The 15193-nt window shown below is 60.5% G+C and carries 9 protein-coding genes; 6 read left to right on the forward strand and 3 right to left on the reverse strand.

The annotated features are described in order from the left end of the window. Window positions 1-8: 8 nt before the first annotated feature. The 3 genes from KGA83_RS00860 to KGA83_RS00870 form a co-directional block, all read right to left on the reverse strand. The gene (locus KGA83_RS00860; protein ID WP_223527684.1) at window positions 9-2369 is read right to left on the reverse strand and encodes a tetratricopeptide repeat protein; all 2361 of its coding nucleotides are present in this window, start codon (window positions 2367-2369) and stop codon (window positions 9-11) included. A gap of 307 nt (window positions 2370-2676) precedes the next feature. Next, window positions 2677-3705 carry an HAD family hydrolase gene (locus tag KGA83_RS00865; RefSeq protein WP_108215836.1) on the reverse strand — a complete coding sequence of 343 codons (1029 nt, stop codon included), beginning with the start codon at window positions 3703-3705 and terminating at the stop codon, window positions 2677-2679. A gap of 371 nt (window positions 3706-4076) precedes the next feature. Next, the gene (locus KGA83_RS00870; protein ID WP_108215834.1) at window positions 4077-4502 is read right to left on the reverse strand and encodes a YciI family protein; all 426 of its coding nucleotides are present in this window, start codon (window positions 4500-4502) and stop codon (window positions 4077-4079) included. Between the two features lie 178 nt (window positions 4503-4680). On the opposite strand from KGA83_RS00870, the gene KGA83_RS00875 reads away from it, so the two are divergent. From KGA83_RS00875 to KGA83_RS00900, 6 genes are all read left to right on the forward strand, one after another. After that, window positions 4681-5124 carry a polyketide cyclase gene (locus tag KGA83_RS00875; RefSeq protein ID WP_108215833.1) on the forward strand — a complete coding sequence of 148 codons (444 nt, stop codon included), beginning with the start codon at window positions 4681-4683 and terminating at the stop codon, window positions 5122-5124. Between the two features lie 141 nt (window positions 5125-5265). Further along, on the forward strand, window positions 5266-5766 hold the full coding sequence (tpx, locus tag KGA83_RS00880; protein WP_108215832.1) for a thiol peroxidase: 501 nt from the start codon (window positions 5266-5268) through the stop codon (window positions 5764-5766). Window positions 5767-6075: 309 nt separating this feature from the next. Beyond that, window positions 6076-7392 (forward strand): MdtA/MuxA family multidrug efflux RND transporter periplasmic adaptor subunit, encoded by a 1317-nt coding sequence (locus KGA83_RS00885; RefSeq protein ID WP_223527686.1) that lies wholly within the window; start codon window positions 6076-6078, stop codon window positions 7390-7392. Then, window positions 7389-10493 (forward strand): MdtB/MuxB family multidrug efflux RND transporter permease subunit, encoded by a 3105-nt coding sequence (locus tag KGA83_RS00890; protein WP_223527688.1) that lies wholly within the window; start codon window positions 7389-7391, stop codon window positions 10491-10493. Before KGA83_RS00885 ends, KGA83_RS00890 begins: the two co-directional genes overlap by 4 nt. Continuing rightward, window positions 10490-13597 carry an efflux RND transporter permease subunit gene (locus KGA83_RS00895; protein ID WP_223527690.1) on the forward strand — a complete coding sequence of 1036 codons (3108 nt, stop codon included), beginning with the start codon at window positions 10490-10492 and terminating at the stop codon, window positions 13595-13597. Before KGA83_RS00890 ends, KGA83_RS00895 begins: the two co-directional genes overlap by 4 nt. Further along, on the forward strand, window positions 13594-15075 hold the full coding sequence (locus tag KGA83_RS00900; RefSeq protein ID WP_223527692.1) for an efflux transporter outer membrane subunit: 1482 nt from the start codon (window positions 13594-13596) through the stop codon (window positions 15073-15075). The genes KGA83_RS00895 and KGA83_RS00900 overlap by 4 nt, the downstream gene beginning before the upstream one ends. Window positions 15076-15193 lie beyond the last annotated feature (118 nt).

Below are 15193 nucleotides of genomic sequence, written 5' to 3' on the forward strand. Positions count from 1 at the left end.
GCCAGCTGTTATTTCAATGCCGGGTCCCCCATGTTCATTTTCTTCCAGCCCTGCAACAGCACCTGCGCCTTGGGCTCCTGGCCGTTGTCCAGGTAGTACTGGATCAATGACAAGCGGGCATTGCGGTTGGACGGTTGTTCTTTCAACAGCCGTTCCAGCTCTGCGCACGCCTCGTCAATCTTGCCGCTGTCATGCAGGGCCACCGCCAGCACATAGCCGAACTGTCCGCTCTGTGGCTCCAGTTGCGCGGCCTTGCGCAGGTACGGCATGGCTTGTGCGGCCTTGCCCGCGCGAATCAGCGCAAGGCCCTGGGTGTGTTGCAGCAGGCCTGAGTCAGGGTGGTCCTTGAGGCTTTGCGCCAGCAGGACATGGCCTTCCTGACGGCGACCGTTGGCCTCCAGCCATTGCACCAGGGTGACCAGCGCCGGGTAGAAGTCCGGGTCGCGCTGCAAGGCGGTACGCAGCAAACCTTCGACTTCTGCGCTGCGGCCATCTGCCTGATAGAGCATGGCCAGGTTCAGGTTGGCCTCGGCACGCTCGACCAGACTCTTTTGCACCGCCTCGTATTCGACGATAGCGGCATTCCAGCTGTCCTGAGCCGTGCCCAGGCCGTTGCGCGCCACACTGAGCAAATCCCGGGCGGCGGCGATGCGCACTGCTCTGACAGGATCATTCAACAAGGGGGTCAGCAGCTGCGCGCGTTCCGGTGGCGGCAGGAATGCGCTGAGCGCGCGCACGGCGCTCTCACGTACTTGAGGCGCCGTGTTGCTCAGGTCCCTGGTGGCCAGTTTCAACGCTTGTTCGCTCGGATACAGCGACAATTCGCCGAGCAACGTGGCGCGCTGGATCGCCGGCAGATTGCTGCGTTGCAGTTGCTCGAACAGCGCCTGCGCCGCACCCGGTTGACCGTTACGGATCAGCCACAGGCTTTCGTCGTAACGCGGGGCCTGCACCGCGCTGGCGTTGGCGGTGTTCCACAGTTTGAATTGCTCGGTGATCTTGTCGCCGGCCTTGCCCTGATGGCAGGTCAGACAGGCGTCAGGCGTACCGAGTTTTTTTGCTCGCTCAGGGTCGGGAATGCTGAAACTGTGGTCATACCGAAAGTCATTGCCCATGTAGAACTTTCCGGGCATATGGCAATCCACGCACTGCGAGCCCGGTTGGCCCATGGTGTGGCGCGTGTGTTCGATGGAATCGTAGTTTTTCGCTTGCAGGTCCTTACCGTCGACACCTTCCACGGTGGTTTTGCCGGCGGTGTTGTGGCATTGCAGGCATACGCGGTTGCCTGGCGCTTTCAATTGAGTGCTGTGCGGGTTGTGGCAGTTGCTGCAACGCACGCCCTTGTCGAACATTTTGCTCTGGGCGAAGGAGCCGTGTTCGAACACTTCGTCCTTGATCTTGCCGTCCAGCGCGTACAACTCACGGGTCAGGACGCTCGGCAGGTAGTCGTCCATCAGGCGCTTGCCGACCGTGTAACCGTCGTCCAGCGGCGCGCGGCGCGAGTGGCAGCGGGCGCAGGTTTCGATTTCGACAGTGGCGTTCTTGTCCATGAGGTCGACGGCAAATCCGGCATGGATCAGGTCGGTTTTCTTCGCCGTCCATTCCAGGTGGCTGGACGCCGGACCGTGGCAGGCCTGACACCCGACACCGAGGCTGTTCCAGTGACTGTCGAAGGTGTTCTTCGCTGCGTCGAAATTGCGTTTGAAACCGGTGGTGTGGCACTCGACACACATGAAGTTGGCGTTCTGGCTCGGTTTGCTCCAGTGCAGCGGGTTCTTGAAGTTCACACCCTGGCCCGGATACAGGTGAAACCAGCGGTGCTTCTCGGTATCCCAGGCTATGCCGAGGGCCTGCAAGCGGCCTTCGCCGACCTCGATCAGGTATTGCTGCAAGGGGGCGATGCCAAAAGCATAGGCCACCTTGAAGTCGGCATTCTTGCCGTTGACGCCGGGGGTGTTGACCCAGAATTCGTCGCCTTTGCGCGAGAACACCGTGGTCTCTTTTTCGGTCTTGAAGGTGACGTTATTGAAGTCGCCGAGCAGGGTGTCGGCGTTGGCTTGCTGCATCGCCAATTGGTGATGGGAGCCTTGCCAGTCCTTGACCTGCTCGCCGTGGCAGCCCTGGCATTGTTGCTCGTCGACCATTTTCGCAGGCGCGAGAGCGACCGGTTGCGGTTTGGCCAATTCCACGACAGGGGCGCTGACAGGGACTGGCTGGAGCCGCGTCGGTGCACTGCTCAGCAAAAACCAGCCAATACCCGCCACTGCGAGCAGCAAGATGCCGATGGTGACGGGGAAGAGGTAACGGTTGATCAGGGTCGGTTGCGAATCAGGGTGTGGGTTTGCAGCTTTATTTTTATGTTTGCGCATCACGACTTCCATGGTCCAGGTGCGATTGCCATCAAGCACGCGTTCAAGCTCGATGCAGCTTTGCCGGATGGCCAGCGTCTGTCAAATGACGGATGCTGTGAGGCTGATGACCCTATCGTCGGAGCGCCGCCCGGAGCAGGCTCGCTCCCACACTGGATCTGTGAGCGCCACAAGTCCCCTGTGGGAGCGACGGTGCGGCGATCCGACCTGCTCGCGATGGCGACCGCCAAGGCCCCCAATCACTCCCCGACAATCCACCGGTAATGTACTGCGATAAACGTTTATCGCAGTCCTGCATGACGTCTTTTTATTGCGTTTGCTCGGCAGTGGAGGCATCGAACGGATAGATTCGACGCCATTCGGACGCCATGTCGACGACCGTCCAGCCACGTTTGTTTGCTTCGTCCAGAGCCTTGTCCAGACGACCGATCTGCGATTTGCGGTCGTAAGCCCATTCGCGTTTGGCGTCGGTGTGGTGCACCAGGCCCATGAAGCGTTTACCGGGACCGGCGGCGGTCCACTGGAGCATTTGCAAGTCACCGTCGGAATTGCCAAAGGCGAGGATTGGCCGGCGTCCGATCACGGCGTCGATGCTTTCCGGTTTGCCCGGGCCATCGTCGTTGTGGGCCAGTTTTGGCGTGCGCAGGATAGATGCCTGGCCGTCCTTGAATTGATAGGCAGTGACAAAGGTGGTGCCAATGACCTGTTCTGGCGGGATGCCATAGACCTTCTCGGCGAAGGCGCGCATGAACCCGGTGTCGCCGCCGGACACGATGTAGGTCTTGAAGTCCTGGCCGCGCAGGTAGTCGAGCATTTCCAGCATCGGCTGGAAGATCATCTCGGTGTACGGTTTGCCGGTTTTCGGATGGCGGGCCTGGCTCAGCCAGGTTTTGGCGTAGTCATCAAAGGCATCGGTGGTCATCCCGGTGTGGGTGGCAGCGAAAATTTTCATCATGCCTTCCATGCCAGTGGCGGCCAGGGCCTTGTGATCGTTTTCCAGCACCGCCTGGAAGGGCTGGGTGGTTTTCCATTCCGGGTGCTGCGGTGCGGTGCGTTTGACTTCCTGGAGGGCGAACAATAACTCGAAGTACATCGGCTGCTCGCTCCATAAGGTGCCGTCGTTATCGAACACGGCAATGCGGTCCTCGGGCTTTACGAAGTCCTTGCTGTTTTGATCGGTGACCGTCTGCACGAACTCGATGATCTGTTTTTTCGACGGGCCATCGTTCCAGGAGGGTAGCGGCTCGGCCGCCTGAACCAGTAACGGCAGGCTCAAGGCCAGGGTCAGCAGGAAGCTGAACATGCGGCGATGGCGCAGAGATATCGAATTCGTCATGGGAAATCCTTCTCGTCAGCGGGGTTGAGCGGATGCAGTGCACCAGAGACGGATTCTCTGTTGCGCCCGGCCTGACTATGCAGCGTAGACAAGGATTGCCTGATTTGGCGTAGCGCCTGATCTTTGTCCGGTTCACGGCCGTAGCAGGCTCGCAAGTTTGCCCGGATCGTATTTGCACTCCTGAAAGGGCAAAGTGAATACCAACCGAAAGCAGGTTGAGGACTTTCCCTCAACCATAGAATCTCCCACAGGGGACCGGTGGCGCACACAGATCCAGTGTGGTGGGCTTGCCCGCGATGGCGGATTTACATTCAATACTGGTAGTGGCTGATCTGCCACATTCGCGAGCAAGCTCGCTCCTACAGGGAGATTCAGTTCTTCTTAGCCTGCTCCCACACCCGTTCTTCCTGTTCACGCAGTTCCGGCGTGAATTCGGCGCCAAAGTCTTCGGCCTCGAACACCTGGCGAATCTCGATCTCGGCTTCGGTGCCCGGCATCGGGTTGGGGCAGCGCTTGACCCACTCGATGGCTTCTTCTCTGGATTTCACTTTCCACAACCAGAAACCGGCGATCAGTTCCCTGGTTTCGATGAAGGGGCCGTCGATGACCGAGCGTTGCTCCCCCGAAAACCTTACGCGGGCGCCTTTGCTGCTGGGGTGCAGGCCTTCGCCTGCGAGCATGATGCCGGCCTTGACCAGTTCTTCGTTGTAGTTGCCCATGGCGGTCAGCAGTTCCTGGCTGGGCATCACACCGGCTTCGGAATCGGCGCTGGCCTTGATGATGATCATGAATCGCATGGTGATTTCTCCGTTGTAATTGAGTGACTCGTCAAATGGTCGAATGGCTGTCGTGCAAATCGACAGATCCTCGACAAAATTGTTGTAGAAGACACTCTGGCAGGTTTCTTTTGGACCGCCATTTCGCTACACCGTATTTCTGGCGAGCCTGCCCAACGATCAAAGGAATGTGTCCCGTATGCCAATTCTGGAACTCTCTACGCTTATCCCCGACCGTACGCCCGGACAGGTCCTCGACTTCTGCCTGGATGGGATCAACTTTCCGAAGATTTTCCCCGAGCGCATTACCCCGCTGGGCGATGTCGATCTGAACGACCTGCGGATTGAAGCAGGGCGGCAATTTCGCTTTCGTCACTGGATGTTCAATGTGATTCCATCGAATTGGACGGTAGTGATCAGGGAAGTCGGTAAGATGCATTTCATCGACGAGATGCTCAAGGGACCGATGCGTGCCTTTCGTCATGAACATCGAGTAGCGGCAGGCGAGGGCGGTACGCTATACACCGACCGAGTGACGTATTCGGCGATAGGTGGCGCGCCCATGGAGTGGTTGCTGGTCAATGGCTACATGCGACGGATTTTCGAGGCACGCCACCGCAATATGCTGAAGTTACTCAAATAACACTGCTGTCCCTGTGGGTTGTATCCAGTTTTGTGCGCCGATACATGACAATTTATGTTTGACCGTAGGTCGTCGGACAATTTCGTGGTTAACTTCGGCCTCGTCAAATTTCTCCACACCAATGTCAGAAGGACTCCGTTCATGGCTCAAGTCACTCTTAAAGGCAACCCGGTTCAAGTCAACGGCCAACTGCCACAAGCCGGTTCCAAGGCGCCAGCCTTTTCCCTGGTTGCCGGCAATCTGTCCGACGTCACCCTGAAAGACTTTGCCGGCAAGCGCAAAGTGCTGAACATCTTCCCAAGCATCGACACCCCGACCTGCGCCACCTCCGTGCGCCAGTTCAACGCCAAGGCCAACGAAGTGGCCAACACCGTTGTGCTGTGCATCTCCGCTGACCTGCCGTTCGCCCAGGCGCGTTTCTGCGGTGCCGAAGGCCTGGAAAACGTACAGAACCTGTCGACCCTGCGCGGTGCCGAGTTCATCCAGAACTACGGCGTGGCCATCGCTGACGGCCCGCTCAAAGGCCTGACCGCCCGTGCCGTGGTGGTTCTGGACGAAAACGACAACGTGCTGCACAGCGAACTGGTCGGTGAAATCGCTGACGAGCCGAACTACGAAGCGGCACTCGCTGTTTTGAAGTAAGTAAGCACCGTTACAATTGTTGACACCCCCGCTGTCAATAATGCTGTTGTAGGAGCGAGCTTGCTCGCGATGGACTCAAGAACGCTGCGTTTCGTCAGTAGACATGCGTTATCGTTAACGACCATCGCGAGCAAGCTCGCTCCTGCACTGACCAGCATTACCCTCTGTCCAGGCCGTTTTCATTTGTGCTTCAGTGTCTTACACAAAACTCCTGCTACGTAAGCCAAAGGTAAATTGCCGGTAAAGGCGCTTTGCTTAAAACCCGCCAGTGCTTATCGTTCCCTCATGTAAAAAAAGCCCACGCGCCCAATGGTTGATCACTCAATGCAATCCTCCGCTTCCCGTAGTCCTCGTCGCTGGCTGTTCGGCCTGCTTGTCCTGCTGGTCATCGCCGCCCTGTGCTGGAAATTCTGGCCCGGCAGCGCTGCACCCAAAGAGGCTGCGGGGCAGAAAGCCGTCGCCGGGCATACCGGCAGGTCAGGTGGAATGCGACCTGGATTCGGCGGGGCGTCCGGGCCGGTACCGGTGCGAGTGGCTCCGGCAGTCACCGGTGATTTCCCTCTGTACTTCAAGGCGCTGGGCACGGTCACTGCGCTGAACACCATCAATGTCCGCAGTCGCGTCGGTGGTGAGCTGGTCAAGATCCATTTCGAAGAAGGTCAGATGGTCAAGGCTGGCGACCTGTTGGCCGAAATCGACCCGCGCCCCTACCAGAACGCCTTGCTTCAGGCCGAAGGCACCTTGCTGCAGAATCAGGCGCAGCTGAAAAACGCCCAGGTCGACGTCGAGCGCTATCGCGGCCTGTATCGCGAAGACAGTATTGCCAAGCAGACCCTGGACACCGCCGAAGCGCTGGTCGGACAGTTCCAGGGCACGGTCAAGACCAATCAGGCCGCGGTCAACGACGCTAAACTCAACCTTGAATTCACCAAAATCCGCGCACCGATCACCGGTCGCGTTGGCCTGCGTCAACTGGACGTCGGCAACCTGGTAGCCGCCAATGACACCACCGCATTGGCGATCATCACCCAGACCCAACCGATCAGCGTGGCCTTCACTCTTCCGGAAAACAGCCTCGACACCGTACTCGCCCGTTATCGCAGCGGTGCCAGATTGCCGGCTGAAGCCTGGGATCGCGGTGATACCAAATTGCAGGCCACTGGCGTGCTGCAGAGCCTGGACAACCAGATCGACGTCACCACCGGCACCCTGAAATTCAAGGCCCGTTACGAGAACCGCGATCAGTCGCTGTTTCCCAACCAGTTCGTCAATGTGCGCCTGTTGGCCGACACCCTAAAAGATGTAGTGCTCGCGCCTTCCGCCGCGATCCAGTTCGGCACCAACGGTACATTTGCCTATGCCCTGGACGGTGACAAGAAGGTCAGGATCCGTCAGTTGAAAGTCGGCGCCAGCGATGGCGTGAACACCGTGGTCACCGAAGGCCTGTCGGCGGGCGAGCGGGTTGTTCTGGAAGGCACCGACCGCCTGAAGGACGGCAGTGAGGTGGAGGTGGTCAACGACAGCCAGGACGTGCCGGCCACGCCGACCGAACACCTGCAAGGCAAGTCGGCGGCCGACGCGGCTGAACCTGCGACCACCGACAAGGCGAAAAAGGGCGGCGCATGAATCTCTCGCGGCTGTTCATCCTTCGCCCGGTAGCCACCACGCTGAGCATGCTGGCCATTATTCTTGCCGGTGTGATCGCTTATCGGTTGCTGCCGGTTTCGGCGCTGCCCCAGGTCGATTACCCGACCATCCGCGTCATGACCCTGTACCCCGGCGCCAGCCCGGATGTCATGACCAGCGCGGTGACCGCGCCGCTTGAGCGGCAGTTCGGGCAAATGCCCGGCCTGACGCAAATGGCTTCCACCAGTTCCGGCGGGGCGTCGGTGCTGACCCTGCGGTTCAGCCTCGACATCAACATGGACGTGGCCGAGCAACAAGTTCAGGCGGCGATCAACGCCGCGACCAACTTGCTGCCCAAGGACCTGCCAGCGCCTCCGGTGTACAACAAGGTCAATCCGGCCGACACGCCGGTGCTGACCCTTGCGATCACCTCCAAGACCATGCTGTTGCCCAAGCTCAACGATCTGGTCGACACCCGCATGGCGCAGAAAATCGCCCAGATCAGCGGTGTCGGCATGGTCAGCATTGCCGGCGGCCAACGCCAGGCCGTGCGCATCAAGGTCAATCCGGAAGCGCTGGCCGCCAATGGTCTGAACCTTTCGGACGTGCGCACCCTGATCGGCGCCTCCAACGTCAACCAGCCCAAGGGTAACTTCGACGGCCCGACCCGGGTCTCGATGCTCGATGCCAACGATCAACTGACCTCACCCAAGGACTACGCCAACCTGATCCTGGCCTACGCCAACGGTGCGCCGTTGCGGCTCAAGGACGTGGCGGAAATCGTCGACGGCGCCGAGAACGAGCGACTCGCCGCGTGGGCCAACGAAAACCAGGCCGTGCTGCTGAACATCCAGCGTCAGCCCGGCGCCAACGTGATCGAAGTGGTGGACCGCATCAAGGCCCTGCTGCCGAGCATCACCGACAACCTGCCGGCCGGCCTCGACGTGGTGGTGCTGACCGACCGCACCCAGACCATCCGCGCCTCGGTCAAGGACGTGCAGCACGAATTGCTGATCGCCATCGCCCTGGTGGTCATGGTCACCTTTCTGTTCCTGCGCCGCGCCAGCGCCACGATCATTCCGTCGGTGGCCGTGCCGCTGTCGTTGATCGGTACGTTCGGCGTGATGTACCTGGCGGGGTTCTCGGTCAACAACCTGACCCTGATGGCCCTGACCATCGCCACCGGCTTCGTGGTGGACGATGCGATCGTCATGCTGGAGAACATTGCGCGCTTTATCGAGGAGGGCGACAGCCCGCTGAACGCCGCGCTCAAGGGCGCCAGGCAGATCGGTTTCACCCTGATCTCCCTGACGCTGTCGCTGATCGCCGTGCTGATCCCGCTGCTGTTCATGGCGGACGTGGTCGGGCGGCTGTTCCGCGAATTCGCCATCACCCTGGCGGTGGCGATCCTGATTTCCCTGGTCGTTTCCCTGACCCTGACGCCAATGATGTGCGCGCGGTTGCTCAAGCGTGAACCCAAGGAAGCAGAGCAGGGCCGTTTCTACCGTGCCAGCGGTGCATTCATCGACTGGATGATTGCCGCTTATGGACGCAAGTTGCAGTGGGTGCTCAAGCACCAGCCGCTGACCTTGATGGTGGCCATTGGCACTTTGGTGCTGACGGTATTCCTGTACATGGTGGTGCCCAAGGGCTTCTTCCCGGTGCAGGACACTGGCGTCATTCAGGGTATTTCCGAAGCGCCGCAATCGATTTCTTTCGCCGCCATGAGCGAGCGCCAACAGGAACTGGCCAAGGTCATTCTGGCCGACCCGGCCGTCGAGAGCCTGTCCTCCTATATTGGCGTGGATGGCGATAACTCGACCCTCAACAGCGGTCGGTTATTGATCAACCTCAAGTCGCACCACGACCGTGATCTGAGTGCAACGCAAGTGATTGCCCGGCTGCAACCGGAGCTGGACAAACTGGTCGGCATCCGCCTGTTCATGCAACCGGTGCAGGACCTGACCATCGAAGACCGGGTCAGCCGCACGCAGTACCAGTTCAGCATGTCTTCGCCGGATTCTGAGCTGCTGAGCCTGTGGAGCGGGCGACTGGTCGACGCCCTGGCCGACCGGCCGGAACTGACCGACGTTGCCAGCGATTTACAGGACAAGGGCTTGCAGGTTTATCTGGTGATCGACCGCGATGCGGCGTCGCGGGTCGGGGTGTCGGTGTCGAACATCACCGATGCGTTGTACGACGCCTTTGGCCAGCGGCAGATTTCCACCATCTACACCCAGGCAAGCCAATACCGCGTGGTGCTGCAATCGCAGTCCGGCGAGAAGATCGGCCCGGATGCGTTGAACCAGATTCACGTCAAGACCACCGATGGCGGCCAGGTGCGCCTGTCCAGCCTGGCGCATATCGAGGAGCGTCAGGCGCAACTGGCGATCACCCACATCGGCCAGTTCCCGGCGGTGATGATGTCCTTCAACCTTGCGCCCGGCGTGGCGCTGGGGCATGCAGTGCAGATCATCGAGCAGGTGCAGAAGGACATCGGCATGCCGATTGGCGTGCAGACCCAATTCCAGGGCGCGGCGCAGGCGTTCCAGGCGTCGTTGTCGAGCACCTTGCTGCTGATTCTGGCGGCGGTGGTGACCATGTACATCGTGCTGGGCGTGCTCTACGAGAGCTACATCCACCCGATTACCATTCTCTCGACCCTGCCGTCGGCGGCGGTGGGCGCCTTGCTGGCGTTGATCCTCAGCGGCAACGACCTGGGCATGATCGCGATCATCGGCATCATTTTGCTGATCGGCATCGTCAAGAAGAACGCGATCATGATGATCGACTTCGCCCTCGACGCCGAGCGCAACCAGGGCATGGACCCGCAGACGGCGATCTATCAGGCCGCGCTGCTGCGCTTCCGGCCGATCCTGATGACCACACTGGCCGCGTTGTTCGGTGCCGTGCCGTTGATGCTGGCCACCGGTTCCGGCGCAGAATTGCGTCAGCCGCTGGGTCTGGTGATGGTTGGTGGTCTGCTGCTGAGCCAGGTTTTGACGCTGTTCACCACGCCTGTGATTTACCTGTATTTCGACCGTCTCGGTCGGCGCTGGGGCCGCAAGCCTGAGTCCGTGGAAGCGGTAGAGCAGCCATGAACCTTTCCGGACCTTTCATCAAGCGCCCGGTCGCGACCATGTTGTTGAGCCTGGCCATCATGCTGCTGGGCGGCGTGAGCTTCGGTTTGCTCCCCGTGTCGCCGCTGCCGCAAATGGACTTTCCGGTGATCGTGGTCCAGGCCAGCCTGCCGGGGGCGAGCCCCGAGGTGATGGCGTCCACCGTGGCCACGCCGCTGGAACGCTCTTTCGGCGCCATTGCCGGGGTCAACACCATGAGCAGCCGGTCCAGCCAGGGATCGACCCGGGTGATTCTGCAATTTGACCTCGACCGCGACATCAACGGCGCGGCGCGGGAAGTGCAGGCGGCCATCAATGCCTCGCGCAACTTGCTGCCGAGCGGGATGCGCAGCATGCCGACCTACAAGAAGGTCAATCCGTCCCAGGCGCCGATCATGGTGCTGTCGTTGACGTCGGATGTGCTGGAAAAAGGCCAGCTCTATGACCTGGCCTCGACGATCCTGTCCCAGAGCCTGTCCCAGGTGCAGGGCGTCGGCGAGGTGCAGATCGGCGGCAGTTCCCTGCCAGCGGTACGTATCGAACTCGAACCGCAGTCGCTCAACCAGTACGGCGTGGCCCTGGACGATGTGCGCAACACCATCGCCAATGCCAACGTGCGCCGGCCCAAGGGCTCGGTGGAAGACGACCAACGGCTGTGGCAGGTCCAGGCCAACGACCAGCTGGAAAAAGCCAAGGACTACGAGTCGCTGATCATCCACTACAACGGCGGTGCGGCCCTGCGCCTGAAGGACGTGGCGAAGGTCAGCGATAGCGTCGAGGACCGCTACAACAGCGGTTTCTTCAACGATGACGCGGCGGTACTGCTGGTGATCAACCGGCAGGCCGGCGCCAACATCATCGAGACGGTCAACGAGATCAAGGCCCAGTTGCCGGCGTTGCAGGCGGTGTTGCCGGCCAGCGTCAAGCTGAACCTGGCCATGGACCGCTCGCCGGTGATCAAGGCCACGCTGCACGAAGCGGAAATGACCCTGCTGATCGCCGTGGCGCTGGTGATCCTGGTGGTGTTCCTGTTCCTCGGTAACTTGCGCGCCTCGTTGATTCCGACCCTGGCGGTGCCGGTGTCGCTGGTCGGCACCTTTGCCGTGATGTACCTCTATGGCTTTTCGCTGAACAACCTGTCGTTGATGGCGTTGATCCTGGCCACCGGGCTGGTGGTGGACGATGCCATCGTGGTGCTGGAGAACATATCCCGGCATATCGACGAGGGCGTAAAGCCGATGAAGGCGGCATACCTCGGCGCCCAGGAAGTCGGTTTCACCTTGTTGTCGATGAACGTGTCGCTGGTGGCGGTGTTCCTGTCGATCCTGTTCATGGGCGGGATCATCGAGAGCCTGTTTCGCGAATTCTCCATCACCCTGGCAGCGGCCATCGTGGTCTCATTGGTGGTGTCGTTGACCCTGACCCCGATGCTCTGCGCTCGCTGGCTCAAGCCGCACACGCCGGGGCAGGAGAACCGCCTGCAACGCTGGAGCCGGCGGGCCAACGACTGGATGGTCGGCAAATACGCCACCAGCCTCGACTGGGTGCTGCGCCACAAGCGCCTGACCTTGCTCAGTCTATTCGTGACAATTGGCGTGAATATCGCGTTGTATGTGGTTGTTCCTAAAACATTTATGCCACAGCAGGATACCGGCCAACTGATCGGTTTCGTGCGCGGCGACGACGGCCTGTCGTTCAGTGTGATGCAGCCGAAGATGGAGATTTTCCGCCGCGCGGTGTTGAAGGATGAGGCGGTAGAAAGCGTCGCCGGGTTCATTGGCGGTAACAACGGCACCAACAACGCCTTCATGCTGGTGCGCCTGAAGCCGATCAAGGAACGCAACATTTCCGCGCAAAAGGTCATCGAGCGTCTGCGCAAGGAAATGCCCAAGGTCCCAGGCGCACAACTGATGCTCATGGCTGATCAGGACCTGCAATTCGGCGGCGGCCGCGAGCAGACCTCCTCGCAATATTCCTACATCCTGCAAAGCGGTGACCTGGGGTCGTTGCGCGAGTGGTATCCGAAAGTCGTCACCGCGCTCAGGGCCTTGCCGGAGCTGACGGCGATCGATGCGCGGGAAGGCCGGGGCGCCCGGCAAGTGACGCTGATCGTCGACCGCGACCAGGCCAAGCGCCTGGGTGTCGACATGGACATGGTCACGGCGGTGCTGAACAACGCCTACAGTCAGCGACAGATTTCGACCATCTACGACAGCCTCAACCAGTATCAGGTGGTGATGGAGGTCAATCCGAAATACGCCCAGGACCCGATCACTCTCAAGCAGGTCCAGGTGATTACCGCTGATGGCGCACGGATTCCACTGTCAACCATCGCCCATTACGAAAACAGCCTGGAAAACGACCGGGTCAGCCACGAAGGCCAGTTCGCTTCGGAAAGCATTGCCTTCGACATGGCCGAAGGCGTGACCGTGGAGCAGGGCAGTGCCGCCATTGAACGAGCGATTGCCAAGGTCGGCCTGCCGGAAGACGTGATCGTGAAAATGGCCGGCACCGCCGACGCCTTTGCCGCCACGCAAAAAAGCCAGCCGTTCATGATTCTCGGCGCGCTGGTGGCTGTGTATCTGGTGCTCGGCGTGTTGTACGAAAGCTACATTCATCCGCTGACCATCCTGTCCACCCTGCCGTCGGCCGGGGTCGGCGCATTGCTGTCGATCTATGCGCTGGGCGGCGAGTTCAGCCTGATTTCATTGCTGGGGCTGTTTCTGCTGATCGGCGTGGTGAAGAAAAACGCGATTCTGATGATCGACCTGGCGTTGCAGCTGGAGCGACACCAGGGCATGGCACCGCTGGAATCGATTCGCAGTGCCTGCCTGCAACGTTTGCGACCTATTCTGATGACCACCCTGGCGGCGATCCTCGGTGCCTTGCCGTTATTGCTGAGCCGTGCCGAAGGGGCGGAAATGCGCCAGCCGCTGGGTCTGACCATCATCGGCGGGCTGATCTTCAGCCAGGTACTGACGCTCTATACCACCCCGGTGGTTTACCTCTATCTCGACAAACTGCGCCATCGCTTCAATAAATGGCGTGGGGTGCGTACCGATGCTGCTCTGGAAACTCCGCTATGACTGAACGTTCGCTTTTCAACCTGGCTGCACCGCTGCTCATTGCTCGAGGCTCGCGTCTGTTGAGCCTGTCACTGTGCGTGGCAATGCTCAGTGCCTGCGCCGTCGGCCCGGATTACCAGCGCCCGCAAACCGCCGAGCCTGCGCAGTACAAGGCCGCAGAGGGCTGGCGTCAGGCCAATCCGAGCGATGCCCTGGCGCGCGGCGCCTGGTGGGAGTTGTATGGTGACCGGCAGCTCAACGACCTGGTCGAAAAGCTCAATAGCTCCAACCAGACCGTCGCCCAGGCCGAAGCCCAGTACCGGCAGGCCCAGGCGTTGGTGCGCAGCGCACGCGGGGCGTTTTTCCCGACGGTCGACCTGAATGTCAGCAAGAACCGCTCAAGTCAGGGCACTGGCAGCAGCAATTCCAGCCTGACCAGTTCGTCCAGCGGCATTCGCGACACGTATTCCGCCCAGGTGGGCGTCAGTTGGGAAGCGGACGTATGGGGCAAGCTGCGCCGGGGCCTCGAAGCCGACACCGCCAATGCCCAGGCCAGCTTTGCCGATCTGGCGGCCATGCGCCTGAGTCAACAGTCGGAGCTGGTGCAGAACTACCTGCAGTTACGCGTGATCGATGGCCAGAAGCGCTTGCTCCAGGACACGGTCGATGCTTATCAGCGGTCGTTGAAGATGACCGAGAACCAATACCGCGCCGGCGTATCGGGCAAGGACGCCGTGGCCCAGGCCCAGACGCAGCTTAAAGGCACCGAAGCCGATATGATTGACCTGATCTGGCAACGCGCGCAGTTCGAGAACGCCATTGCCGTGCTGATCGGCCTGCCGCCTTCGGAGTTCAGCCTGGCGGAAAGCCAGGACATTCCGCCGTTGCCGCAAGTGCCGCCGGCCTTGCCTTCGCAGTTGCTGGAGCGGCGTCCGGATGTTGCTTCCGCCGAGCGTTCGGTGATGGCCGCCAACGCCAACATCGGTGTGGCCAAGGCCGCCTATTACCCCGACCTGACATTGAACATGAACGGCGGTTACAGCAGCAGCACCTATTCCAACTGGATCAGCCTGCCGAACCGCTTCTGGTCGGTCGGACCGCAATTGGCCATGACCCTGTTCGATGGCGGCCAGCGCTCGGCGGAAATCGACCGCAGTGAAGCGGCCTATGACGAAACGGTGGCCAAATACCGCCAGACCGTGCTGGACGGATTCCGCGAGGTGGAAAACTTCCTGGTGCAGCTCAAGGTGCTTGAAGACGAAGCCGTCGTGCGCCAACAGGCACTGGACGCCGCCCGTGAATCGCTACGCCTGACCCAGAACCAGTACAAGGCCGGTTTGATTGCCTACATCGATGTAGTGGTGACCCAGGCCGCGGCGCTGAGCAATGAACGCAGTAACCTGGACCTGCTGCAAAGCCGCCTGATTGCCAGCGTGCAGTTGATTGCCGCGTTGGGAGGTGGCTGGGATGGGCAGCTTCAGGTGAGCGATAGCCAGTAATGCATTTGTGCCCAGAGTGACTTGTCTGTGGCGAGGGAGCTTTCTCCCGCTCGAGCGCGAAGCACTCGCAAAACTTGCGATCGTGATCCTTCTGAATGATTTTGGGGTCAGGTTTCGG

Origin of the sequence: Pseudomonas sp. GL-R-19 (assembly GCF_019956375.1) — a bacterium.
In the GTDB taxonomy this organism is placed as follows: Bacteria; Pseudomonadota; Gammaproteobacteria; order Pseudomonadales; family Pseudomonadaceae; genus Aquipseudomonas.